This window comes from Paenibacillus chondroitinus NBRC 15376, assembly GCF_004000765.1.
In the GTDB taxonomy this organism is placed as follows: domain Bacteria; phylum Bacillota; class Bacilli; order Paenibacillales; family NBRC-103111; genus Paenibacillus_E; species Paenibacillus_E chondroitinus.
The window spans coordinates 128,831-154,145 of sequence record NZ_BILW01000001.1 but is presented as its reverse complement, the minus strand read 5'-3'; the positions used below and the strand labels follow the sequence as shown (position 1 = coordinate 154,145).

24 protein-coding genes and 1 pseudogene are annotated in these 25,315 nt (G+C 44.3%); 2 read left to right on the top strand and 23 right to left on the bottom strand.

Annotated elements, in window-relative coordinates; genetic code table 11:
- Positions 1–279: 279 nt before the first annotated feature.
- Both PCH02S_RS00675 and PCH02S_RS00670 read right to left on the bottom strand, forming a co-directional pair.
- The gene (locus PCH02S_RS00675) at positions 280–939 is read right to left on the bottom strand and encodes a response regulator (protein ID WP_307719916.1); all 660 of its coding nucleotides are present in this window, start codon (positions 937–939) and stop codon (positions 280–282) included.
- 8 nt (positions 940–947) lie between these two features.
- On the bottom strand, positions 948–2,609 hold the full coding sequence (locus PCH02S_RS00670) for a sensor histidine kinase (protein WP_164819377.1): 1,662 nt from the start codon (positions 2,607–2,609) through the stop codon (positions 948–950).
- An 864-nt stretch (positions 2,610–3,473) separates the two neighbouring features.
- Between PCH02S_RS00670 and PCH02S_RS00665 the strand changes: the two are divergent.
- Both PCH02S_RS00665 and PCH02S_RS00660 read left to right on the top strand, forming a co-directional pair.
- A pseudogene (locus PCH02S_RS00665) lies at positions 3,474–3,822 on the top strand (DUF3992 domain-containing protein).
- Between the two features lie 27 nt (positions 3,823–3,849).
- Positions 3,850–4,155, top strand: a complete 306-nt coding sequence (locus PCH02S_RS00660; RefSeq protein ID WP_127449091.1) for a DUF3992 domain-containing protein — start codon at positions 3,850–3,852, stop codon at positions 4,153–4,155.
- A gap of 108 nt (positions 4,156–4,263) precedes the next feature.
- On the opposite strand, the gene PCH02S_RS00655 is transcribed toward PCH02S_RS00660, so the two are convergent.
- The 21 genes from PCH02S_RS00655 to PCH02S_RS00560 all read right to left on the bottom strand — a co-directional run bounded on the left by PCH02S_RS00655 (position 4,264) and on the right by PCH02S_RS00560 (position 25,288).
- On the bottom strand, positions 4,264–5,694 hold the full coding sequence (locus PCH02S_RS00655; RefSeq protein WP_127449089.1) for an aldehyde dehydrogenase family protein: 1,431 nt from the start codon (positions 5,692–5,694) through the stop codon (positions 4,264–4,266).
- Between the two features lie 40 nt (positions 5,695–5,734).
- The gene (locus PCH02S_RS00650; RefSeq protein ID WP_127449088.1) at positions 5,735–6,901 is read right to left on the bottom strand and encodes an MFS transporter; all 1,167 of its coding nucleotides are present in this window, start codon (positions 6,899–6,901) and stop codon (positions 5,735–5,737) included.
- A gap of 51 nt (positions 6,902–6,952) precedes the next feature.
- A complete protein-coding gene (locus tag PCH02S_RS00645; RefSeq protein WP_127449086.1) occupies positions 6,953–7,834 on the bottom strand; it encodes an oxidoreductase in 882 nt (293 codons plus the stop codon).
- A gap of 320 nt (positions 7,835–8,154) precedes the next feature.
- The gene (locus PCH02S_RS00640) at positions 8,155–8,718 is read right to left on the bottom strand and encodes a TetR/AcrR family transcriptional regulator (RefSeq protein WP_127449085.1); all 564 of its coding nucleotides are present in this window, start codon (positions 8,716–8,718) and stop codon (positions 8,155–8,157) included.
- A 63-nt stretch (positions 8,719–8,781) separates the two neighbouring features.
- On the bottom strand, positions 8,782–9,111 hold the full coding sequence (locus tag PCH02S_RS00635; RefSeq protein WP_127449083.1) for an antibiotic biosynthesis monooxygenase family protein: 330 nt from the start codon (positions 9,109–9,111) through the stop codon (positions 8,782–8,784).
- Positions 9,112–9,448: 337 nt separating this feature from the next.
- Entirely contained in the window at positions 9,449–10,027 is a 579-nt protein-coding gene (locus PCH02S_RS00630) for a dienelactone hydrolase family protein (RefSeq protein WP_127449081.1), read from the bottom strand.
- A gap of 116 nt (positions 10,028–10,143) precedes the next feature.
- The gene (locus PCH02S_RS00625) at positions 10,144–11,118 is read right to left on the bottom strand and encodes an SDR family NAD(P)-dependent oxidoreductase (RefSeq protein WP_127449079.1); all 975 of its coding nucleotides are present in this window, start codon (positions 11,116–11,118) and stop codon (positions 10,144–10,146) included.
- Between the two features lie 142 nt (positions 11,119–11,260).
- Positions 11,261–12,211 carry a prenyltransferase/squalene oxidase repeat-containing protein gene (locus tag PCH02S_RS00620; RefSeq protein ID WP_127449077.1) on the bottom strand — a complete coding sequence of 317 codons (951 nt, stop codon included), beginning with the start codon at positions 12,209–12,211 and terminating at the stop codon, positions 11,261–11,263.
- Positions 12,212–12,345: 134 nt separating this feature from the next.
- Positions 12,346–12,792, bottom strand: coding sequence for a hypothetical protein (locus PCH02S_RS00615; RefSeq protein ID WP_127449076.1), 447 nt, complete (start codon positions 12,790–12,792; stop codon positions 12,346–12,348).
- A 33-nt stretch (positions 12,793–12,825) separates the two neighbouring features.
- Positions 12,826–13,116 (bottom strand): alpha/beta fold hydrolase, encoded by a 291-nt coding sequence (locus tag PCH02S_RS00610; RefSeq protein ID WP_127449074.1) that lies wholly within the window; start codon positions 13,114–13,116, stop codon positions 12,826–12,828.
- Positions 13,117–13,221: 105 nt separating this feature from the next.
- The gene (locus PCH02S_RS00605; RefSeq protein WP_127449072.1) at positions 13,222–13,560 is read right to left on the bottom strand and encodes a VOC family protein; all 339 of its coding nucleotides are present in this window, start codon (positions 13,558–13,560) and stop codon (positions 13,222–13,224) included.
- Between the two features lie 26 nt (positions 13,561–13,586).
- Complete coding sequence (locus tag PCH02S_RS00600) at positions 13,587–14,558, bottom strand: aldo/keto reductase (protein WP_127449070.1); 972 nt, start codon at positions 14,556–14,558, stop codon at positions 13,587–13,589.
- Between the two features lie 35 nt (positions 14,559–14,593).
- The gene (locus PCH02S_RS35510; protein WP_164819376.1) at positions 14,594–14,755 is read right to left on the bottom strand and encodes a hypothetical protein; all 162 of its coding nucleotides are present in this window, start codon (positions 14,753–14,755) and stop codon (positions 14,594–14,596) included.
- A 57-nt stretch (positions 14,756–14,812) separates the two neighbouring features.
- Positions 14,813–16,621: a sensor histidine kinase gene (locus PCH02S_RS00595; RefSeq protein WP_127449068.1), complete on the bottom strand. Its 1,809-nt coding sequence runs from the start codon at positions 16,619–16,621 to the stop codon at positions 14,813–14,815.
- Positions 16,622–16,645: 24 nt separating this feature from the next.
- Positions 16,646–18,082, bottom strand: a complete 1,437-nt coding sequence (locus PCH02S_RS00590) for a response regulator transcription factor (RefSeq protein ID WP_127449066.1) — start codon at positions 18,080–18,082, stop codon at positions 16,646–16,648.
- A 158-nt stretch (positions 18,083–18,240) separates the two neighbouring features.
- The gene (locus PCH02S_RS00585) at positions 18,241–19,815 is read right to left on the bottom strand and encodes an extracellular solute-binding protein (protein WP_127449064.1); all 1,575 of its coding nucleotides are present in this window, start codon (positions 19,813–19,815) and stop codon (positions 18,241–18,243) included.
- A gap of 51 nt (positions 19,816–19,866) precedes the next feature.
- Positions 19,867–20,697 carry a carbohydrate ABC transporter permease gene (locus tag PCH02S_RS00580; RefSeq protein WP_127449716.1) on the bottom strand — a complete coding sequence of 277 codons (831 nt, stop codon included), beginning with the start codon at positions 20,695–20,697 and terminating at the stop codon, positions 19,867–19,869.
- Between the two features lie 56 nt (positions 20,698–20,753).
- Complete coding sequence (locus PCH02S_RS00575) at positions 20,754–21,704, bottom strand: ABC transporter permease (RefSeq protein WP_309491778.1); 951 nt, start codon at positions 21,702–21,704, stop codon at positions 20,754–20,756.
- 173 nt (positions 21,705–21,877) lie between these two features.
- Positions 21,878–23,401, bottom strand: a complete 1,524-nt coding sequence (locus PCH02S_RS00570; RefSeq protein ID WP_127449063.1) for a sulfatase family protein — start codon at positions 23,399–23,401, stop codon at positions 21,878–21,880.
- Positions 23,402–23,428: 27 nt separating this feature from the next.
- Positions 23,429–24,328, bottom strand: a complete 900-nt coding sequence (locus PCH02S_RS00565; RefSeq protein WP_127449061.1) for a carbohydrate ABC transporter permease — start codon at positions 24,326–24,328, stop codon at positions 23,429–23,431.
- Positions 24,329–24,340: 12 nt separating this feature from the next.
- The gene (locus PCH02S_RS00560) at positions 24,341–25,288 is read right to left on the bottom strand and encodes an ABC transporter permease (RefSeq protein ID WP_127449059.1); all 948 of its coding nucleotides are present in this window, start codon (positions 25,286–25,288) and stop codon (positions 24,341–24,343) included.
- Positions 25,289–25,315 lie beyond the last annotated feature (27 nt).

Genomic DNA, 25,315 nt, shown 5'->3' with positions numbered 1-25,315 from the left:
CACCTATCGAAACGACATTCAATCACTCCTTTTATACAGAGCACTCTACAATCACTATTCGACGGTGATAACTAGCCTGCAAGCTAGCTGAAGCACTCTACCAAATGGAATGAAGAATGCCGCTTTTTGTCACTTAATTGGTTATAGTCAAATACTAAATGAATTCCCAAAATTATGATATTACTCGAAATTATAATTTTTGGGTCTATTTCGTGTATCCAGCCATACCCATATGTAATAAAGCGATGGTATACTTTCGAACCATATGGCTGCGAAGACTCACTGAAAACCGCTGACTAATCCTTTGGATTGCGCTAACAAGGCTGCTTGCGTACGATCGTTGACACACAGCTTATTTAAAATTTGGCTCACATGTTTCTTAACGGTAAACTCCGTCACCATTAGTTTCTTAGCCATTCCTTGATTGGATAAACCTTCTCCCAGACCAATCAACACTTCCCGCTCTTTCGGCGTTAGCTTGCTGAAGCTGTCTTCTTCCTCTTTCTTAAACAACATTTCCATGAGACCTGGATCAAAATACTTTTTCCCTTTGAAAATCAATTTAATAGCCAAAAGCAACTCTTCTGGAAGCGCTTCTTTGAGTACATAACCATCCGCACCCACAGCTTCTGCTTTTCTTACATCCTGCTCCGACGTTGATGAAGTCAGAATGATGCTTCGGCATGATGTATCTTTAATATTCTCTACCACTTCAAGACCAGAGCGATTCCCTAACTTTAGATCCACAATAGCCAAATCCGGTTTTGTTTCCTTGATTAGCTCCAATGCTTGCTCCACCGTCTCCGATTCACCAGAAATTTCGATGTTTGCTTCAAGCTTTAGCACAGCTGACAATCCTCTACGCACCAACGGATGATCATCTACGATAACAACTTTCAAAGTTCCACCTGCTTTCGTTTGAATGGGAATAGCCTCCATGACCTTGTTTAGCCCATCATCTGAAGTTCATTGAGTTCTTTGTTGTCCTGTGGTTGAAATGGGATGGTCAGTTGAATATGAGTACCTTTTCCTTCTGTGCTCTGAATACTAATGGTCCCACCTAGGGACTGGACGAGCAGTTCCATGTTATAAACGCCTAGACCCACTGTTTTAGGATCTGACAATCGTTCTTTCACACTAAAGCCACTTCCGTTATCCAAAACGGACAAACTCACCTCATCCGGCTTTATACGGAGCTCAACCTTGATGAGTGTGCTGTGCCCATGGCGAATGGCATTTCCCGTGGATTCCGAAATAATTCGAAACAAAGCCTTTTGATAATTCACATGCAGACGATGGTCATCGCCGGTTACATGCAAATTCACTTTCACAGCATGCAGCTTGGACACGCTGTCCAGATGTGATTTGACGGTCGTAATCCAAAAATCACCGCCATTTTTTCTGGAACTGAGACTATAAATCGTCGAACGAAGTTCTTGCGAAGCGGCTACGGAAGACTCTTGGATGAGCTGCAGCTGCTCTTTGATCTGTTCTTTGGAAATCTCTTTCCACTTGCGACTGAGCGAATGCACAGCATAAACAATTCCGAAAATATACTGCGATACACTATCATGCATCTCATCGGCAATCCGATTCTGTTCCTCGATAATCATCAACTGATTCTCGATTCGTTCCAGCTGGTGTCTTTCCAGAATGACGGAGCAAAGCTCGGATAGAAAACCAAGCTGTTGAATATACCCCTGTCTGCCTTCCTCGTAGCTGGCAGGCTCAATCTTAACGCCCATGACTCCCCAGAATCGGGTCGACGACCTGATTGGCATGACAAGAAAGTCACCGTATTCGGCCAGACTCATCAACCTGCTGGATTCGAGCCTTCTAAGCTCGGCTTCTTGCATGTCAAAAGCTTCGGAAAGGGACGTTTCAATGCCAATCGGCAACACGCCTTGCGTAATCAATTGATCAGGTTTGGCATGCCCATTCACATCCCAGAAAAAAGACATTCTCAGCTTGGTCAACTTTAAAGCAAACTCAGCAAAAATAATTTTCAAATTCTCAGAATCACTATGAGTTGCTGCTTCCACAATTTGATAAAGCGACTTCATATGCTCCATCGATTCATTGGTTCGAGCATTCGCAATCTCAAGGCGATTTTTAACACCAGCCAATAACTGAATGGTGAGCGTCATAAACAATAACATCAGATAAAACCGATTTTCACTTAGCAGCATACTGCCAAGTGTCTCCATTTGCCCGTTCGCAAAAAAATAAGAAAAAGCTGTAATAAACAAAAAGTAACTTAGCATCATGAACCAGCAATAGGCAGAGGAAAGATAGCTGGCAGCCATCCAAGCAGGGTTGAAAACACACCACAGAAACGGACTGTCCATACCGCCGCTTAGAAGATGGAGGACCATCATCCCCGTCATTTCCAAGCCTACGGTTATTTTAATTGTGCGAGAGGCTTTACCGCTTTGGGTGTACATGTCTGTAATCCATGTAGCAAAGATGAACAACACGAGGATGATGCCTATTTTGACACCTAGCGGGGGACCACGATCCTCAATAGCGTACACTAACGAAGTCCCAGCCAGCGAAATAAACCGGTACAAGTAAAAGACCCTACTCTCACCTGAGAACATCTTTCTCATCTGCGTAATCATCCTTTAACCGATATTTGTATTTGGCTCCTTCAACAATACCCATGTTTACCATAATCATAACAGTTAAATTCTTACAGTCAAAAGAGCACTACATGACTATATAATTCGCTATTTTTGTAGTTTTCTGTCTCTATTAACGATAGAATATCCAATTTCAGGAGTTACGATCTATACGTTTGATCATTTAGACCTAACCATTTGTCGGAAAAAAATGTCAACCGGATTGGAATGACCAATTTAAAATTCATCCTTTTGTACCATAAAATTCCTGAAAAAATTTTAAAAAAACAAAAGAGTTAAGCCGTGTATACGCTTAACTCTTTTTTGCAATCCATTCACATGTAAGATTTTCTCCCACTGTCGCTTCTACTTAGGCTTTTCGTTCTTCCAACGGCAGGTTTATTGCCTGTCCAAGCTGATTTATTAACATATTCACGTAAGATTTCTTTAGAATCTGTGCATTTAAAGTTTCTAGTCACATGCAGCCCTGAGCTAATATGACAGTAGGTATCAGCCTGTTTGCTCACTGTCTCCCTTTACCTTTTCTCACCATTCAAATTTATCCTTCATGTTTGCCCTCAATTTAATTGCCTGTTAACCTGCTTCGTACGTCAACCAGAGAACATCTAGAAAATTGTCGAAAAAACTGTTATAGAAATTTTAAACGCCATCATTGTTTCAAACAATAACCTTGAAATCTATTTGTTCCCGCATCATCCTGCTCCAACGTAAATGTAGATAAAATTGGCGTAGCCCAATATACGGCTCAAGTTTTTCCCTTAATTTTACATGATGAGTCATATGTCCAAGCAAGCAGGTAATTGCCTGCATTAAATAGTTGAGAATATAAAAATGGGAGGTATTTCACTATTGCCTGCATTTGTTCAGGATAAGGTATGTACACCCTGGAGTGGCACTGTTGTAGCCGCTGATGTTTTACTTACTGTCTTCACAAATAACATCAATCAAAATATTGTCGGAACAGGCTATTTGCAATATGACGTTGGACCTGATGTTATTACGTTTGATCTGCTGAATAGTGCTGGAGTTGCCATGATTACGCCAATTACCATTTCCCCTGGATCGAGTCTATCTTTTACTTATCGACGATTCAGATCTATACGTTTTAACTTTACCAGGAACAACTGCTGGCATTTATCAAGGCGAGTTTTGCATAACAACCCGTTATCCAGTCCAATAAAAGGCGCAAAAGGAGGGACATCTGTCTATGTGTGATACAACGCTTAGTTGTTGTACAGATAAAGTATTTGTACAAGACATAGTTTGCACAAATTGGCTGTTTACTGCCGCAGGTACACAAACCATTTATTCGGATAATATCTCCACCATCATTAGTGGCACAGGCTACGTGAAGTATGAAACAGGCGTTGGGGCATTGACCGTCAACTTTTTCAAAGTAGGCATTGTTGCCGCCATTCAAACGCTTGCCATACCTGTAGGAGGAAGTGCAACGTTCACTGTCCCTCTCCTTACTACAATTACATTTACATATACGCGCAAACTCTATTACTAGTAAATGCTTTTAACCTATCAAATGCTTGTACGTTTGCCTTCAGCAATAATAAAAAGACCAAGCTCTTGCCACCAGACAAGAACTTGATCCTTAAATGAAATCAATATCTTACATCGGAAGATCGAAACCGGTAATCGTTTTGGTTTCCAAGCAATCTTCCAGACCGTAAATGCCATATTCACGACCGATTCCGGAATGCTTGAACCCGCCGAAAGGTGCTTTCATTTCAAAACCTGCCCCGTTGATGAGCACAACACCCGCTTGGATACGGGATGCCAATTCGTTCGCTTTCTCCAAGTTCGCCGTGCTGATATAAGCCCCCAAACCGTAGTCCGTGTTATTGGCCATCGCAACGGCTTCTTCCTCGTTTTTGTATGTTAGAATCGAAAGCACAGGTCCGAAAATTTCTTCCTTCGCGATCGTCATCTCTTCCGTAACGTTAGCAAATACCGTCGGTCTGACAAAGTTCCCCTGCTCCAACCCCTCCGGCTGGCCTTCGCCACCAACGACCAACTCAGCCCCTTCTTGAATGCCCGATAAAATGTAACGCTGCACCTGATTGTATTGTTTTTCAGTAACAAGAGGGCCAAGAATCGTATCTGCTTCAGTTGGAAGCCCGACTTTCATCGACTCTACGGTTTCTCTTGCCAGTTTCTTAACCTCTTCCAACCGGTGCTCGGGAACGAACAATCTAGTGCCGGCAACACAGGCTTGCCCATTGTTCGTATAACACGATCTGACCGCGGCAGGGATTGCTTTGGCAAAGTCCGCATCGTCGAGAACGATATTCGGGGATTTGCCGCCAAGCTCTAAAGTAACACGCTTCATGGAGTCTACCGTAGCTCTGCGAATTTCTTTTCCAACCCGTGTTGAACCGGTAAAATTAATCATGGCTACGTCCGGATGGCGAGTAAGTTCGGCGCCCACTGTAGCACCAAGACCATTCACGACGTTGATCACGCCGGCTGGGATGCCCGCTGCATGGAAACATTCCGTTAACAATTGCGTCTGCAGGGCGCTTAATTCGCTCGGCTTAATCACAACCGTACATCCCGCTGCTATCGCTGCACCTAGTTTGGCCGTAATCTGCGAATAACTTGCATTCCAAGGTGTGATAATCCCGATAACGCCTACGGGCTCGGAAACAACTTTAGCTTTGCCGATCATGTGGACAAAATCGAACTGTTCCAGCGCCTCTTTGCTGTCCATCAAATTAGCTGCGGCCAATTTGACCCTACCGGTTGAAGCCATTCGAGGGGCACCGTATTCGAGGATATTCGCTTCCGCCAACTCATCAATTCGATCCAAGATTGCGTCGTTCAAACGCTGTAACATGGCGGACCTTTCTTCTACAGATGTTCTTGAAAAGGTAGCGAATGCCGCTTTCGCCGCCGCTATGGCAAGCTTAGCATCTTCTTCATTTCCAAGCGTTACACGGCCAAAAACTTCTCTTGTAGAAGGGTTAACCAACTCCAAATGACCCGTACCTCTTGGAATAACAAACTTTCCATCTATATAAATTTTATCTATGTTTCTCATACCAGACACCTACTTTGTTGTAGTTTTTAACGTTGTAATCTTAAGAAATGGATTGCACAGCTCCGTTTTTCCGGCTTCGGGCAATTGGCAAGTAAACTACGGCACTTACAGCCAAAGCTGCAGCTATAACCATAAACACACCTCGAGTTGAATCCGTATGAAGCAGCAGTTCTATTCCTTTAACAAATATAGGGCTGAGGAACTGGCAGGCATAAACACAAGCAAGCATCAGTGAAATGGCCCATGTTAAGCTAGGTTTGGGCACAACTTCCGCTGTTTTGATGAAAGATAGTGGAAACAGCATGCCCTCTGCCAAACCGATCATGAATACCGCAAGCGCTACACTCCAAACCGTGTGTGCAGAACCGATGAGTAAGAAACCTCCGGCCATCACAGCTAAATCCAGCGGGACGAGCAGTTTTTTTAACATGATGCTTAATCGGGTTACCACAAGCCCTCCGACGAAAACACCAACTAGAGCGAAAGCAGTCAAGTAACCTACTGAAGCTACGGTGCCAATGCCGTTATTTGACAAATATAGAGAAAGGTTCGTCGGAATCAAAGTGAACATCATCGAATGGAGGCCAGCCGCAGCTGCAACCGCAAAGAAAAACTTCGGAAGCTTAGCCGTACCTTTCGCCACCACTTCCATTTGGATCGGAGGAAACTTAGGTAAAAAGGCGATGACCAAAATAAATAACACAACGGCATACAAATACGTTAAAAATACGTCTCGCCATCCAAAAGATGCGATAATTCCGCCAAAAGACAGAAATATAGCTCCACCGATGCCATTAATTGAGGTCTGTATACCATTCATGCGCGATCGTTCTTTGCCTTGAAAATTCTCCGCAATCAAAGCGTTAAACGTTGGTGAAATGAGGCCGATGCTGAGACCCAAGATCGCCCGAAAGACTAAGATCATTTCAAATGAATTCATGAAGGCGGGGCCAACGCCACCTATGATATACATCAGCAAACCTGCTATTAAAATGTTTTTCCGAGAAAACCGTCTGCCTAGATTCCCTGCCATAAATAAGGTCGGCAAAATAAATAGAGAAGAAATGGTAACGACCCACTGTACCAACAGCGCGTTGGTTCCGGGGAAAGCCACAGCCAGCGGTTTAACCGCCGGCGCAGCCATCATCGTTCCGAAGGTGGTCGTAACCGCCATCGATAATAAAGCAATTCTTGCACTCAGTTTCATAGATGCAACCTCTCTCTGACTTTGTATGGCAAATCAGCGTATGTTGCAGGCTTATTTTCCTTCAAACTCGTCATACATGCGCGTTACTTCCGGATCCAACGCTTTGGATGCATAATCCGTTGATTGGCTAAGCGCCTGCCAGCGTTTCGTTTCCGCTAACTTGCCTTGGTCCACCGCGTTTGCGATGGCTACTGCATCGCTTCCAAGCAATAAGCGAAGAGGCGGATTCTCCTCATTGACGATCTGAATGATCGCTTGCGCGGCTTTATCCGGATCGCCGTTCTCTTTACCGGTTGTATCACGAAGATGTTTCAGCAAGCCGCCGACTGTGTCCTTGTATTCTTCTCTAGGCTCGATATGCTGCATGGAAGAGCCAGCCCAATCGGTACGGAAACCGCCCGGTTCGATTAAGGTGACTTTTAATCCCAGTGGCGCTACCTCTTTGGACAACACCTCGGAGAAACCTTCCACAGCCCATTTTGCTGCCTGGTAAGGTGCAAGACCTGGTGCGCCTGTTCTGCCGCCGATCGAAGAAAATTGGACAATATGACCATGGCCTTGCTTTCTTAATAAGGGCAGCGCGGCTTTTGTAACGTTAATAACGCCCCAGAGATTTGTTTCCACCTGTGCGCGGAAGTCTTCCATCGACGTTTCTTCTATAGAAGAGACATTACCGTAGCCTGCATTATTAACAAGGACATCCAATCGTCCGAACGCTTCGAAAGCGGCCTGGATAGCGGCTTCAGCCTGCTCGAATCGATTTACATCCAACTGCACGATCTGAACCTGGCTGCCGTAACGTGCTGCAAGATCGGCAATCTGCTCTGTATTGCGAGCTGTAGCGACAAGTTGATCCCCTTTAGCCAATACCGCTTCGGCAAGACTGCGACCAAACCCGCGTGAACTCCCTGTAATCAACCAAACTTTAGACATATAAGATTGCCTCCTTCATTTTGTTTGGAATATTTATTCCATAGATAATATACTCCCTCAACAACGTTTGGTCAATACATTTCGGAATTTTTATTCCAACCAGATGTAGGAATTTAGAAATAACGCCCGGAAACAACATCTTTAAAGCGAAAATAATACAAGAATTTCAAGGACCCAAGAGGATTAATCACTCATACAGTGGAATTAAAATTCCAATAACAAAATTCATCCCGAATAAAATGCGAACGATTTGGAATTTATTTTCCGGAACTATACAAAAAAACAGCCCATGGAACCTAACAAGTTCCTAAGACTGTTCTTCAGACGAGAATTGCTTTCCATGAAGCTTCCATAATTTGTTGAATTTGGAGCTCGTTCATCGGATATTTCTTTACGTAGTATCCTTTTAGAATTGAAGCTATCATCCCGTGCATGAGCTGGTGACACAAATGAGAGTCCATTTCTTTCAAAATTCCCTGCTTTTGTCCTTCAATAATCAAGGAAATAATCACATCACGGGAGTTATGGGCATCGTCCATCGCACGCAGCTCCGGTGAGATATACGGTGAATAGGAGAAGCTGTCGATAAACATGAATTCCTTTGGACAACGAATGCCGAACTGCAGTCTATTTAACTGAAGACACCTAAACCGCTCATACAGGCTTGCTTCAGGATTATAATCCCGCATCAAGTAATCTCCCATTAGCATCCGTGCTTCTTTATACACTGCATTAACCAACTCTTCTTTATTTGCAAAATAGTTATACATCGTGCCAGACCCTACGTTTGCTCGCTTAAATATTTTGGAGAAGGTAACCGACTGAAGTCCCTCTTCGTCTATTAAGTCGAGTGTGGCGGTCATTATGTCCTGTTTCTTGCTCATGGATTCCACCTCTTGGCACTAACATTAGTACGACCCCGAGGTAGATGTCAAGTAGGCAGAGCCTTACTCCGTGGCGGGTTCAAAAGTTTTGACAACTTCATAGCTGCCCGGTTCAAACTTAGCTATCGTCATCGCTTCCTGAAGATACGGGAGAGGTTTAGGGTCATTTCGCATTGCTTGGTATTCTTCCGCGCTTCTCCACTGCGCATACATCGTTACTTTCGTCCCTTCTGTCCCGCGGTGCAAACTGCAAGAAATAAATCCCGGCGCATATCGAACGGAGACATCTGTTGCACTAGTAAGTAAATCGATGAGACGTTCCTGATTTTCCGGTTCCACTGTGAACACATTAATAAAAGTAAGAACGTTATTGTTCGTTGATATCACTGTCATACATTTAACTCCTTCATTGATTTATTCTCGCGCGTATCTTGTGCTTCATGCCTCCATCTTATACATGCAAGAATCTGATTTCAAAAAGGGGTATAACCGCATACTAGAGTGTGTTTAGTTAGTCAACGATACACCTTTGAGGAACTACAGGCTGTTATTTTAGCAAATCCTGCTCGTTCCGCACTCGAGTGGAACTACAGGACCTTATTTTTGACCACTTGACCCGTTTCCCTAAAAAAAGGGACAAATAATGGCCCATAGTTCCCCTCCACGCGAAAAAGAGCCTATTTCGATGAAATAGCGCCCTGTAGTTTCGCTTGCCAGGAAAAAACGCCAGTTACTTGAACTGACGTAGGAATTCAAGTACGCGTTCCAAAAGCAATGCCGTCGCATCAGCGTCATAAGAAGGTAAACTGCTGTCAGCGAATAAGTGTTGATCGCCTGGGTACAAAAAGAGTTCGGCCTGATTGGCCGAAGCCACAAGCTCACGAGCCGCTCCCAAGTCGCCTTCGTCAACAAAATACGGATCAGCATCCATTCCGTGAATCTGAACCGGCAGCTCAGATGGCCAGGGAGATCCGAACATTGCAGCCGGCACACAGGAGTAAAAAAGCAGAGCGCCAATAGCTCCCTCCCGAGTCTGGGCGAGCTTCTGTGCAGGCAAGACGCCCAGCGAAAACCCCGCATAAACGATGTCACTCGGAAGCTCATGTGCCACACGAGCGCCGCGCTCCATCATCTCTTCGAATCCGATCTCCTTAACATAGGCCATGCCATCTTTGATGGTCCTAAACACATGACCTTCGTAAAGATCAGGAACAAATACTGTGTGTCCCTCTTTTCTCAGCTCGTCTGCAAAAGTGTGAATTCCCTCAGTCAGCCCCATCGAATGATGAAATATAAGGACCTTGGCCATTTATCCCCCTCCTAAGTGAAGTTCTAAAATTATACTTCTAGACTATCTATTGGAATTCCTTTTCGCGGACCCTCCATCTGTCAGATGTCGGCATGACAATTTTATTGATTCATCAATTACATTTGTGCATAGAAATTCTTTCGCTCTTGCAAGGCCATAACCGTCGAAGTTATCCCTTCCTCGAACGATGTTGCCACAACCGGTCCGATCAATCGTTTGTATTTTTCTCCGCTCAACACAAGGGGTTCCTCGGTTAAATAAAGCATTTCGACGACTTCTTTCATCACAGGGACGCTCATACCAATCAACGACAAACCTAATTTTTTTAGTGGGATGACCGATTTAGCCACTCCACTTGCCGATTGGGCAATTCGCACGATCTCTCGTCCTGAAATAAGGCCTGCCCCCGGAATATGCCAGTTCTGACCGTAAGCGAAATCTTTGCCTGCCAATTCGGCAACCATCGCAGCGGCATCCGGTAAATAGACGAACTCGCGAGGGACTTGCATGTTGCCGATGAAAAAAGCCAGTTTACCCGCCGCGATCGCCTCCAAGGTTGAGCCTAAATAGGAGGCTTCATTAGCCGTTGGTCCGTAATAATCTGGCAAGCGAACAATCATGACTCGAGATTGGGTCCAACGTTGACTAAAAAGCATCCGTTCGTAGTCCAGCCGAACATTTCCTTTTATCGTATGAGGCTGTTTGGGATGATCCTCTGTAACCAGCTCCATTTGTTTTCTGCCGTACGGATAAATCCCGTCAATCGCTACAACTTTTAAAGCGAGCCGTTCCGCTGCCTCCATCACAGATTCACCTAAAGGAATCAGCTTGTTTACCATCTCGTGATAAGGTACATTCGCGCAATGGAACATGACGTCTGCCCCACCCGCATGGGCCACTATCTCCTCAGGTCGCATCGCGTCCCCTACAGAAAGAGTCAAATGCTTCGGATTTCCAAGCTTTCTGGCGAACTGCTCTAATTTCTGGCGAGAACGTCCAAATGCAATGGTTTCTACACCTCTTTTTACAAGTTCCTCTGTAATTGCCGCTCCCGTGCCACCCGTTGCTCCTATTACTATCGCTTTTTTCATTTTATCAGCTCCAGTTTTTATTATTTGTGATTGATCAATCACTAACTTGAGATCATCATAACATTCAGTTATTGATTAGTCAATCACTAATTAATAAAAAAGAGACCCACAGCAGTGGCTGAGGATCTAAACGCTTTTCAACTCAACGTGATGAGTACCAATTAAGCACTCGCAAGGCGCGAAGCGTATTCCAACGACTCGGCTCGCCTTCAACACCTTCCATGTCAAAGTGAACTCGGTCGGAATGTGCGTTCTCAAGCGGCCATTTCCCGTTCTCGTCTTGTTTCTTCGCTACCAGACCGACCGCCTCGGCGACTCTTTCATCGGGTTTGACGCCTGCGCTGCGCAAGTAATCCAGACCGCGCAATACGTCATAATGCCACGTCGTCGGAAACGAAAACCGCGTCCAATTGAGATCGATCACCTCGCCCGATGACAGAGACCTTAACATGCGGCGTTCCAATAGATACTCATGGGCCCGGATACGAGCTTCCGTCACTACCGCCGTTTCTCCCTTTGCTTTCTCATACTCTAACAACCCTTCCAAAACACAGATCGTGCTGTGGAATGAGGATCGCCGGCTTGCAGGAGCGTTGCAATTCCAGCCTCCGTCCTCCAACTGCTCTCCAAGAAGTCGATCAACTAGCCGAGCGCTGCCCTCTCCAAAGTAGGAACCCGCGCCGAGTATCCACCCATTGACGCAGGGTTCTGTCTCGCCGTCAAAGTACGGTAGGCCTCCCATTCGCTGCGGCCAAGTGATGTTGTCACGCACGAGACCGATGGATCTCCGTGCTTCCTCCCCTGACGGATCTAGGCCCAGGTCCTTCAAAAGCAGCAGGGTGTAGCTCGTACATAGCCAGTTCCGTGCGTCGGCTTCGCCACCCCAGTTGCCTTTGGAAGATTGCAATCCAAGCACCCGGGCGCCCCAACCTTCCGATGCAATCCGCGACCGCTCAGCAGCAACACGGTCATCGGACTCTTGGGTTAAGTCACGCATCACTTGCCAACGGATTGCAGGATCCCCGCCAAGCAGCCAATCTATGACTGATTCATTGGGCTTATGAATTTGCCATTCGCGATTATCAATAGACATCTAATGATTCTCCTTCATTAGGTCAAAATTTCTACACTGTGCATGCATGGCTGTTTTTGACCATCGATAAATTATTTGTTCATTTGATATTCGCCAAATACATAAATTTTCCTGCTCTCCATCGGCGAGTAGACCTAGGTAAAGAATTGCCGCAGCTCTTCCGCCACCAAATCCGGCTTGCCACCCCGATTCGTCTGGCTGATATCGCATGCTCCTCCGTGATCAAGTCCAGGCATTTCCATCCTTGCAGCTTGAGGCAGCACTTTCTCAAGTGCGTCAAGCGCAGGCTTCAGATACGACAATCCTTTACTGCCGCCTAGTAACAAAGCATCGGCATTCAAGGACTTAAATCGGTCCACCGTGCCGGTCATCTCCATGAGTAACTGACCGTCATAATGCAGCGTCGGTGCGAGCATTCGCATTGTTACGTCGCCCTTCTTCGCCTTCTTGCTCTCGCTTTCCATCATTTTGTTCGTCATGGACTCGAGCAGCCACCGGGGGATGGCATTAAGCACTGGTCCGCCCAGCTGCAAGCCTTTCAAGCACGTGACTAGAGCGGCGGCTGTCTTGCTTTCGGTCATAACGAGCTAGCCATTTCGTCCTCTCTGAGTTCATCAACAACGCGGGTTCATAAAGGGCAATCTTGCGAATTGCCGGTAAGGCACGTGCTGCTTCAAGCGCAATAAGCCCCTCTGAGCTGATCCCGAAGACAAGCTGGCGCCCGATAGGTTCAGGAGTGCCTCCAAATCTTCGACTTCCTTCCGGATACCGTAATCTTCACCGTAAGGTCCGCTTAAACCACGTCCACCGCGGTCAGGTACGTAGACCGTGAATGCATCGGCTAGCCGCATCGCAAGCTGCGCGAGGTTTTGTGACGATAAATTGGCGCCATGTACTACCACCACGCCCGGTCCTTTTCATAGTTATAATATTACTATTCTCTGGAGCTAAAAAAAAAAGCAGGTACCTTGTTGGCACCTGCTCCACAATCTATTTCAACTCTCGCCTTATCAACATAGTACTTCAACAGTAAACCCGCCAGGTGCCTGCACATAGAACGTCCAAGCGTGCGATCGTTGCGGAGGGTTCACAGGAAGACCATCTTCCTTCATGCGTTGATAGATCTCGTTCACCCGATCTTCGCTTTCTTGAATAAAGCCGATATGAAAGGTGCTAGGATAAGTGACTTGGTCGCCTTTCATCAAGGTAAGTACTAAGCCACCATCGTCCAATAGGACAGCGAATCCATTTCCGCGCGTGTGTCTAACTTCCATTCCGAAATATTTGACAATGAAATCAATCGTAGCTTTAACGTCACTGACAGTTAAATTAAGATGATTTAATCTCACAAGTACACTTCCTTTCCAACTAATATTCAGTGGATCCCACGCAATTCCTGAAAAACCTGATCGTCTAACCGTACATCACCTGCAGCACAGGAATCTTCCAGCTGACGGATCGTTTTGCAGCCGGAAATCGGAAAGACAGGAAAAGGATGAGCAAGCAAGTAGCCGAGCGCGACCTGAGTCATCGTGAGATCCAACTGCCGTGCGAGCGATTCGACACGCTTCAGCTTAAGTAAATTACTTTCACTACATAGGTTCCATATTTTTTTATTTTCCGGACTAGGCTGAAGCAGCATTTCGCTTGTATATCGACCGCTGAAAAAGCCGGATGCCTGTGAATTATAAGGGATCGCAGGCATCCCTGTACGTTCATGATAATTCAGCTCATATTCATCCAGCGTCACCATCATAGGATCGTTACCGGGTGGATACGAAGCAAGGCTCCATTTGTTTTGGCTGGCCGCAAAACTTTGCAACCCTTTGCTTGCTGCATATTGACGCGCGGCTTCTATGCGATCCGATCGCCAATTTGAGCAGCCAAAATATCGGATTTTCCCCTGCTGCACCAATGTATGCATCGTATCCATAATGTCCTCGACCGGCCGCTGTGGATCATCTCGATGCAGCCAGTACAGATCGATATAATCCGTTTGCAAATGGCCTAGACTCATCTCCACATCAGCATAAATATCTTCCCGGCTTAAACGCGGTATATGCATGGTCTCCAGTTCGGGGTGTGCCCCTTTTGTAGCAAGAACGATATGACTGCGGTTATTACGCAATTTCAACCATTGCCCGATAAGCTTTTCACTGCGGCTTCGCTCGCCCGGCACCCAATCAGAGTACACTTTAGCCGTATCGAGAAAATCGCCTCCCCTGTCCAAAAAGCGGTCCATCATTTCGAAGGCATGTTCTCGGCTCACCGATTCACCGAAATTTGAAGTGCCTAGGCAAATAACGGATGGTGTTAATTCTGTGCCAGGTATTTGTTGGTTTCGCATATAAACCTCCTTAAGCCTATACTCGAACTCATATTTTATGCGTGATATTTACCGACAGGAGCGTTTAATACCCACTCCAGCATTTCAATTTTGGCACGAATTTCTTTGATTTCGTCAGCATTTTCTGCTGGGTTGAGTCGCTGCACCATCTGTTCCAACTGATGAATCATACGCTTAATCTGATCTTCCGATCTCATGTTACATTCCTCCAAAATAGTACTCCCTCAATGATACCGCGGCGATGCCTGCAACTCCTAATTACTTATAGAAGGGATCTTCACCATCACAGTGGTTCCCCGCCCCAATTGGCTTTCTATGTCTACCCCATATCCTTCTCCAAACATCAGCTTAATCCTGTTATTGATATTGGAAAGACCGATGCTTTTCCCATCCGGACTGTTCTTGACTCGCTCCGAATAGTCCATGCTCAGCTTCGCTTTTATCACTGCTAGTTCATCATGACTAATCCCGATTCCGGAATCCGTTATTTGAAAACAGATATCCCCATTTGCGTCAATCTGACCGTTTACATATAAACTTCCTCCTGCATCCCTACGCTCAAGGCCATGATAAACCGAATTTTCAATGATAGGCTGCAAAATCATTTTAGGTGTTTTCATTTGCATAATCTTGTCATCCACATGCACTTTCATCATAAACTTGTTCTCATATCGAATGGAAATAATATTCATATAGGCCTGCACACACTGAATTTCTTCGCTTATTTGCACGAGCTCATCCTCTTTAATGCTGTAACGGAATATTTTCGACATCGAGGAAGTAATCTGGGCAATTTCTTTGCTGCCATATTCAAGCCCGATACTGCTAATGCAATTTAATGTATTATACAGGAAATGCGGATTGATTTGACTTTGCAAAGCGGAAAATTCCACTTGTTTTTTGCTTATTTCCGACTCGTACAACCTGGCCTGCGTATTCAAGATATTGCTTGCCATTTCTTCCATTTGGTCAATCATACTGTTGATATCATAAGCTAGAACACCAACTTCATTCGTTGAGCGCACTTTGATCCGAAAGCCCATGTCTCTTTTCCCAATTTTTTTCATATCGGCAACAAGCCCCATGACAGGTCGTGTCAAATTATTCAGGAAGAAATACCCCAAAATAATTAAACTTAGAATGATGCCGACGCCTGCTATAATGCTAACATTTTTGATCGCGTTCATGTCGGTTGTCAATTCGTGCACCGGAATAATGCTTACGATCCGCCAGCCGTCTGCTTGCTCCAAATCCTTTTCCTGAACGATGACATCTTCCCCGTTGATATTGGTTTTGACGCCATTCGTTAAACTATCCCGATCTACAGAGAGAATGTCCTTGAACAAAATGCCGCGGAAATTCGTATTATTCGATGCGATAACTTCATTTCGGCTGTTTAATAGATACAAAGTAGAATTAGGCGTCAGATCCGTATTTTTAACCAATTCTTGCAGCCTGTCCGTATTCACCATAACCGAGCAATAGCCGGTTTGCTGTGAAAAACGAACCCCGCCAATAGCTTCAATGATAGGTGCTATATAAAAGAAATATTCGCTTCCTGTTTTTTCGTCTTTGAGAATATCCGTATACATGCCTTTTTCAACAGATTCACTGTCCAGTTTATAAGAATTAATAAATTCAGCATATTGATTGGAAAAAAAGATATCACCATTTGACGTGGCTAAACTGTATATTCGTCTTCCTTCGCTGTCATTAATAACGATACCATTGACATACGAGTTAAAGGACCTCATGTATTCCATGAGATCAATAACGTAAGCCCCGATATCAAACGCTCTTTTATAATCATCATCTGCAATGGTAAATTCCTGGATCTTTTTATTGTTAACGACGATGTTTGTGCTTACTTCCAAATCATTAAATACGGTATCTATCTTTTGGCGTGTTTGTTCAATGATTTTATTGCCGTAATTGGAAGCTCTTTTTTGCGTGAGGTCATAGAAGCTGTAATAGAAGTACAACTCCATGGATGTAAATATGATGATTGAGAAGGTAAATATGAGCAATATCTGATGTTTTAGCTTAAGTTTACTAATCTGCACAATCCCCACTCCGATCGCTAACCATCAACTTTTTCTATATTTCGTAGGCGTGATTCCGCATTGTTTTTTGAACACTTTGTTGAAATAGTAATAATCAAAGTATCCTACTTTCGTTGCCACTTCTTCAATCGATAATTCTGTATGTTTCAAAAGCTCGCACGCTTTTTTTATTCTCAATTCCGTGACGTATTCCGAAAAGGTTTTGCCCAAATTTTTCTTGAAAAATTGGCAGCAATAGACTTGGTTAATGTAGAATTTGGCAGACAAATCCTTCAGATATAACCTGGATTGATAATGAGTGTCGATATATTTAACCATCTGGCTAAAATAAGCGTTGATATCCCCCTCATTCACCGTCTGACCGTTCAGCTGTTTGATGTAGATCAGAATATCATATAAAAAACTGCATAAGGACTCAAAGTTCTCAAAGCGTTCTTTCAGTTCAGCGTAATTCAGGAAATCAAGTTCCATGTCTTTAAGCTCTTCATAATAGGTGCCAACCAACACACTAACCACTTGATTCCATAGGTATACGACCTCTCCCATACCCAGGTGATTTTGCCTGAAAAAGTCTACGACTCTCTCAATGCTGTACTCCATTTCGTCAAACTTATTTTCTTGGATGATGGTAGAAATTTCGTCTATTAACGGCTTCACCACCGTAAACTTTGGTTCGTATTCAAACACGCCTTTTTCTTCATTTAAAAATATTTGCGACGCTGCAAGATCTGCTTCCTTAATCAACTTGGCCATCTGTTCATAATTCGTTGAAATAGTGCTGATTCCTATCGCTTTTATATCCAATCCCTCGAAAACGGTGTAATCCAAATCATGTTCCAACTCTGATTTTTGATCGCTTTTTAGAATATATAACGTCTTTCTTGATCCAAAATCAATTTCCAATGTCTGTTTTCGATCAAAAAAGTTTAAGTTCTTATGCTCCTTGTTCTCACTATTGGAATAAAGGATAAGTACACGAAAATAATCGTCCGACGAACGATCAAAGAAGGGGGTTAACCGACTTAATTCACTTTTATCCGGTAAAGTTAAAGCCTCCAGAATTTGGTTATTCCGGACACTTCGCTTCTTGGAAAAATGCAGAGACAGCTTTTCGATCAACGGATCGGCCATATCTATATCTATGGGCTTGAGGAAATAATCCAACGCCCCGTATCTTAAGGCTTCCTGCGCATACGCAAACTCTGCGAAACCGCTTACAACTACAAACTCAGCATCCAAGTCCTTTTCTTTGGTCATCCTCATGAGCTCAAGGCCGGAAATTTCGGGCATTCTAATATCTGTAAAAATAAGATCAGGGCACTCCTCGTTGATGAACTCGATTGCTTTATGGACACTAGTGAACGTACCTGTTATTTCGAAACCATATTTTTCCCAGTTAAATACATTCTTTATCCCTTTTATCGCCCATGGTTCATCATCTATAATAATAACACTGTACATAAGTACCCCCTAGATAGCTGATCTACCCTAATCATTCATTTTATCTCCATACCGGCGAGATAACAAGATTGTTAGACTTTTCATTAGAAAGGCCTATGGACATAACTTCATCATGTCCATAGGCTTTTACTTCTTATATGTCAACCTCTATTTGATAACTACTTCTTATTCGCTTGCATGTCCTTGTATAATTTTACATTTTCATCCATGACAGCTTGCCCGCCGGCTGCCATATATTCGGCAACTAACTTGTCATACAAAGCATCGAATTCTGCCGGCTTACAGACGATAAGTTTGTCTGTCATCGTTTTGTTCAGATCCCCAAGAGTTTTGCCAAACTTAATATTGGACTCATTCGGCGTCTCAAAATAGTAACCTGTATACGTATCTGTCGTATTGATCTTGTATGATTGCTCAGCAACAGCTTCGTATCCCGGAGCGGAAGCAGCTAAAGCCTTGATATTCTTTTGTTGATCGCCAAGCTCCACACCATTTACAACCAGCGTATAATCAAGATTCAGGTAACTTGTTTGCATATTATCACCCGTTTGCGTAATCACTTGCGGCATATCATTCACCATCTTGTGGTTAACTCCCTCCTGGCCGTATTGCAGGAAGAATAAGACTTTAGGATCGGACATCCAGTTCAAATACTTGATGGCCAGCTCCGCATTTTTACTGCTCTTCGGTATAAAAACATTCACACCGTTTTCATTGTACGCGATTTTCTTATATTTCCCTTCATAGTTTTTGAAGGTATCAATAGGAACAAAGTTCGCAGTAGGCACATTTGTTTTTAGTGGCTCACTAATATTTTGTCTTAGCGGATAATCCCAGTTGGCACTAAAGAATCCGACTTTCCCATTCGTAACATCAGCATCTGCTTGTTTGGCTGTTTTGTCTAGAGCAAAATCAGGGCTGATTAATTTTTCGTTATAAAGCTTATTCAAGAACTTTAACGCATCCTTATTCCCGGGTTTTAGCCAGCCTGGCATCGTGACGAATTCTTCCTCCGACTGTTTCCCCCAGAAAGATTCGGTTAAATTACCAAAGCCATAGTTCATACCGGTTGCTGCCAATCCCCACGGAATGACGCCATTCACGCCACCCGGATTTTTATCTCTGAAAGCTATTAACGTGTTATATAATTCATCTCTAGTCGTAGGAACCGGCATGCCCAATTTATCCAGCCAATCTTTTCTAATGAACATACCGCCCCAAGCCAGTGAAGTCCTTTTCGCAGGTATCGCCATCTGTTTCCCATTATATTGTCCGTAATGAAGAACCGTTTTGCCCAAGTAATTCGTTAACTCCTTGCCACTCTTAGCCAATAGCTCATCCAAGGGTTGAATCCCATTAATTTTGGCGTATCTGGATACGGTTGCACCGTCGTACGTAAAGGATATATCAGGCGCCTCGCCTGAAGCCATCAATACATTGAGCTTATCGATTTCCTGCGATCTAGGCACAGGTACAAATTTCACAATCGCATTGTTCGCTTTGCCGAAATTATCATTGATATACCGTGTCCAAGTATTATTGTTCAAATCCGGCTGCCCTTGAATCCCTCTGTCAAAAACCTCAACCGTTAGCGTAACCGGCGCTCCTGAAGCTGTTGGAGCCGCCGTTGAAGCTGACTGGCCCGCTTTGGTTTGATCGCTGCCACATGCAGCCAATGCGCTGGTCACCAGCGTCAAAACCGGTACTAAAGCCAACATTTTTTTAATTTTCATTGTAACCTCACCCTTTATCCATTTGTTTTTTTGAAGATTCCTAGCCCTTGATCAACCCTTAATTGCCCCTGTCATGACACCTTCAACGAAGTACTTTTGAAGTTTAGGATAAACAACTAAGATAGGAACCGTTGCAAACATGACACTTGCAGCTTTCAATGATTCAGGAACAATAAAAGCGCCAACACTGCCTTCGCCTTGCTGAGTATCTAACTGCTGATTCGCAGTTATGATCTGATACAGTTTTAACTGCATCGGATACAAGTTCTTGTCAGTTATATAAAAGAGTGCATCTTGGAAACCATTCCATCGGTCAACCGCATAAAAAAGGCTTAAAGTTGCGATCGAAGGCATCGAGAGAGGAAGAATAATTCGAAACAGGATGCCCAGTTCATTGCATCCATCAATGGATGCCGATTCTTCCAAGCTTTCTGGAAGCGATGCAAAAAATGTTTTGAGGATGATCAGATTGAAAACACTCATAGCGCCAGGCAAAATCAGGCTCCACATCGAATTCATCAAATCCAGATTTTTCACCAAAATATAGCTAGGTATGAGACCTCCACTGAAGTACATCGTAATGACTAAAATGGTTAATACAAAGTCTCTTCCCTTCAATCTTTTCTTTGTAAGCGGATACGCAGCACAGATAGTTAAAAACATACAGATGATTGTATACAAAATGGTCAAAACAATCGTATAACCAAGCGTATAAATCATGTCTACATCACTTAAGATTGTTTTATAAGTTTCAAGCGTGAATTCTACCGGCCACAGGGAAACTTTCTGAGAAATGATGGCATTATTCGAGCTAAGAGAAAGCGCAATCATATATAAAAATGGAACAAGACACGTTATGGCTACACCTATAATAAATAACATAATAACTATATCTACTACATTTATTTTTTGCTTTTTAATCAATTAACTCACACTCCCTACCATATTCCCTGCTCACCGATTTTTTTGGCAATAAAATTTGCTGTTACTAAAAATATCAAACCTACGACGGATTGAAATAACCCAACGGCTGTTGCTTGCGAGAAATCCCCAGACCCGATTCCTATGCGATACACATAAGTACTGATCACATCGGAGTATTCACTAACAAGGGAATTCCCCATAACAAACGGGCGATCAAATCCAATCGAGATCATTCTGCCAATTTGCAAAATAAGCAAGATAATAATGGTCGGCTTAATTCCTGGCAGTGTAATATGCCAAATCTTACGAAGCCTGCTGCACCCATCGATATCGGAAGCCTCATATAGTTCCTTATTGATTCCGATAATGGCGGCTAGATAGATGATTGTCCCCCATCCAACACTGTGCCATACTCCAACAGCGACATACATGATCAGCCAATTCATTTTCTGAGACAGAAACTCAATGCTGCCCAATCCAAGGCTAGACAAGACGCTATTTGCCATGCCGCCCGTAGAAAACATCAAGTATACCATACCTCCGATAATGACCCAAGATAAGAAATGAGGTAAATACAAAATCGTTTGGGTTATTTTTTTAAATCTGACAAACCGGAGTTCGTTCAACAAAATGGCTAATAGGATGGGTGCAGGGAATCCTGCGATTAAATCCAGAAAGTTCAAAACAAGCGTATTGGTAAGCGCACGGTAGAAACTGTTCTGTTCAAAAATGAATTTAAAAACATCCAGCCCAACCCACTCACTCCCGCTAATGCCCTGGAAAATGTTATAGTCCTGGAAAGCCATCAATACACCGTAAATGGGAGCATATTTAAAAATGAGGATATACGCCATTGGCAGCAGTAAGAGTAAATATAAGAGAGAATCTCTTTTTATGCTGCGTAGGAAACTGTTTTTCTTTTTTACTGTTACGTTCTCTCTGTAGTCTCCTAAAACCGCTTTCACTTTCATCATCCCTCTTTCCTTTCCAAATCGTATTCGGATATCTCATGTAATCATTATACGTTCATGAGTTTTTATTAAAATGTAATTTATTAAATGAATTTGGTAATAATTTTATTTTTAAAAAAATACAAAAAAAACGGAACCCCCACGGGGTCCCGGTGCTATGTCCCTACTTATGCATACTTCTCCTTCATGGATTGCATAGATAAATGGACGGTTGTATTCAAAGGCAGCGGATCTTCTTTCTCCATCATCCATAGCAGTAACTTACGTTCAAGTTCAATACGTACTTCTGCGCAGGCTGGATCGTTATTGCGATTTTCCAGTTCGTTAGGATCATTTTTCAAATCATATAATTCGCATTCACCGTTTGCATAGAGGCACAGTTTCCAGTCAGCGGTTCGAATTGCCTTGCCTTTGCCGAGCCATGCGTCACGATAAGCACACCATACAAAATACCGCTCATCAAATGGATGCTCGGGTCGAAGCACAATATCCGACTCCCTTGGCGGTTCACCATGCTCCCCGCTTTCCATCACAATAAACGATCGGGGCTTGTACGTAGAATCGCCTAGCAGATACGGAGCCAAACTTCTTCCCTGGCAGCCGTGCGGAATAGGCGCCCCGGCCAGTTCGAGCAAGGTAGGCATGACATCTACAAGTTCTACAGGATGAGAAGTTCTTCGAGAGCCTTTATACCCGGGAACCGACATGACAAAAGGAACGTGCGTAAATGAATCATAGAAAAAGTTATGTTTCTGAATGACGCCATGCGCACCCATTGAATCACCATGATCGGAAAGGAACAGGATCACGGTGTTGTCAGAGAGATGCAGCTCATCCAGCTTCGCGAATATTTTCGCCAACGTATCGTCAATAAAACGAATCATGCCATAATGCATAGCGCGAATTCTCCGTATAAGCGCCTCATCCGCCATATCCATTGCATCCATCAGATGAGCAACTCTCACCCGTTCCGGCTTCCCTGTATGTGTATCCACCGGAGGCATTGGCACGTCAGCCGGATCAATCATGCTGGCATACGGTTCAGGCACTTGATAAGGCGTGTGAGGATCGGGGAATGACAGCCAAGTAAAAAACGGCTTATCCGTACTTCGCACCCGCTCCAAATAATCCAGCATCGTCTCTCCAAGCAAATAGGTGCCGCATTTCTCCGGCGGAGCTGGATTAACACCATGCCCTAGCGGAGAACTCCAGCAATGCTTGACCGCCCATTGATGTGCGGCTAGCACTTCCGGGTCTTCGCGATAGCCGTCGACGAGATGCCCGTGATCTCCGAGCCTGACGTAGTCGAACACGTTCGCAAGTGTGCTGGTGTGTTCCGGTATTCCGCCAGGATAATACGATTCGTTCTCGTGCTTCATAAAGGCATGGTTTTTGCCAATCAAGGACGTCTGGTAGCCGTGCGCTTTTAATACTTGCGGGAGTGTCGTTTCTGCAGGGTTAATCAGCATATGATTTGCATGCAAATTTAACGTTGAACAATACCTGCCTGTCATCATGGACGAACGAGAAGGCGAGCAGGCTGGATAGTTACAGAACGCTTGTTCAAAGACGACACCCCGCTGTGCTAGGCTCTCCAGTGCCGGTGTATGCAGAGCGGTATTTCCATATAAGCTGAGCGTCTCCGCTGTTTGTTGATCCGTTTGAATCAAAAGAATATTAGGTTGTGCCATGTGATGTCCCCTTTTCCACTTGTGTTGTCATCCTTTGATAGAACCGATCATGACGCCCTGCACAAAATATTTCTGTACAAAAGGGTACAGCGCCAAAACCGGAAGACTTGAAATAATGATGACGGAATATTTAATGCTTTCTGCCATCATGACCCGCTCGGTCATCCCCGCTCCCTCCAGCCCCATGTTTTCGGACTGATTCAGAATTAAAATTTCACGCAGGATGAGCTGCAAAGGGAACAATTCCCGATCCTTCAAGTAGATCATGGCGTTGAAATACGCATTCCAATGGCCTACACCGTAAAATAACACCATGACGGCCAAGATTGGGGTCGACAACGGAATGACGATCGTCAGCAGCAGACGAAAATTAGAGGCACCGTCAATCCATGCGGATTCCTGCAGCTCGTAGGGAATGCCATTTTGAAAAAAAGTCCTCATCACGATGAGGTTATAAGTAGATATCGCTCCGGGCAAAATCATCGCCCATACCGTATTGATCATTCCCATCGATTTAATTAATAGATAAGTTGGGATCAGACCGCCGCTAAAAAACATCGTAATCGTGATGAGCACCATGATGAAGGTACGCCCCGGCAAATCACGCTGTGAAAGCGGGTAGGCAGCCAGTACCGTGAGGATAATATTAACGAGTGTACCCGCTAGTGTGTACAGGAGTGTGTTCCCGTAGCCTTGCCAGATCGCATCGTTCTCAAACACGTGTTTGTAAGGTTCCAGGGTGAACCCTTGCGGCAGCAGCCACACTTTGCCTTCAATGACATGAACAGGATCACTGAACGACGCGCTGACAACGAACAACAGCGGGTACAGGACAAGGATCAGTACCATCCCGGCGATGATATAAATAAAAGTATCAAAGAGCTTATCGTCTTTCGACCGTATTCCTCTCGACTCATAGGCTGTCATCTTGGTCGCCTCCTACCATAAGCTAGAATCTGTTTTTTTACGCGCCCAGCTGTTTACAAGAATGAGCAGAATAAAATCAATCACAGAATTAAACAATCCTGCTGCTGCCGTGTAACTGAACTGGCCTTGCTGAATACCGTTTTTATACACAAATGTGGCTAGAATTTCGCCTTTGCTGGCATTAACCGGATTTTGCATCAGCAATACTTTCTCAAATCCGATGTCCATCAAATGCCCCACCTGTAAAATAAACATGATGACAATGGTTGGCAGCATGCCTGGCAATGAAATGTGCAAAAGTCTCTGAAACCGGCTGGCACCATCCATTTTCGCCGCTTCGTATTGGGTGGGATCTATGGCCGTCAAGGCGGCTAAATAGATAATAGAACTCCAGCCCATGTGCTGCCAGATATCTGAGGAAACGAACACCGTCTGGAACCATTCGGCTTTGCGCATGAAAGGAACCGGGTCAACGCCGAGAAGACTCAGCAATTGATTCACTTTACCTGTGTCAGGATCAAGAAACACATTTAACATGCCGACGATGACAACCAAAGACAGAAAATGCGGGATGTAGGTTACGTTTTGCAGCCATTTTTTCATCCGTTTGCCGTTAATCTCATAGATTAGCAGAGCCAACAGGATCGGAACCGGGAAGCCAACTAACAGGGAATATAAGCTCAGTGACAGCGTGTTCCATAATAGTTCCCAGAAATAGGACGATTCGAAAAACCGCTCGAAGTGGCGGAAACCAGCCCACGGACTGGCCATAATGCCTCTTGTCGCCGAGAAATCCTTGAAGGCAATTTGAATCCCGTACATCGGCACGTATTTGAAAATGATGTACCAAATGAGCGGTATAGCCAACATGATATAGAACTCGTATTTGGTTACAATGCGTTTCCACAGCCTTCGACGCTGAGTAGTCTGCAGAGCCTGCGGAATAATGGTTGTGTTCATCTAAGTTCCCCCATCGCTGGTGCATCC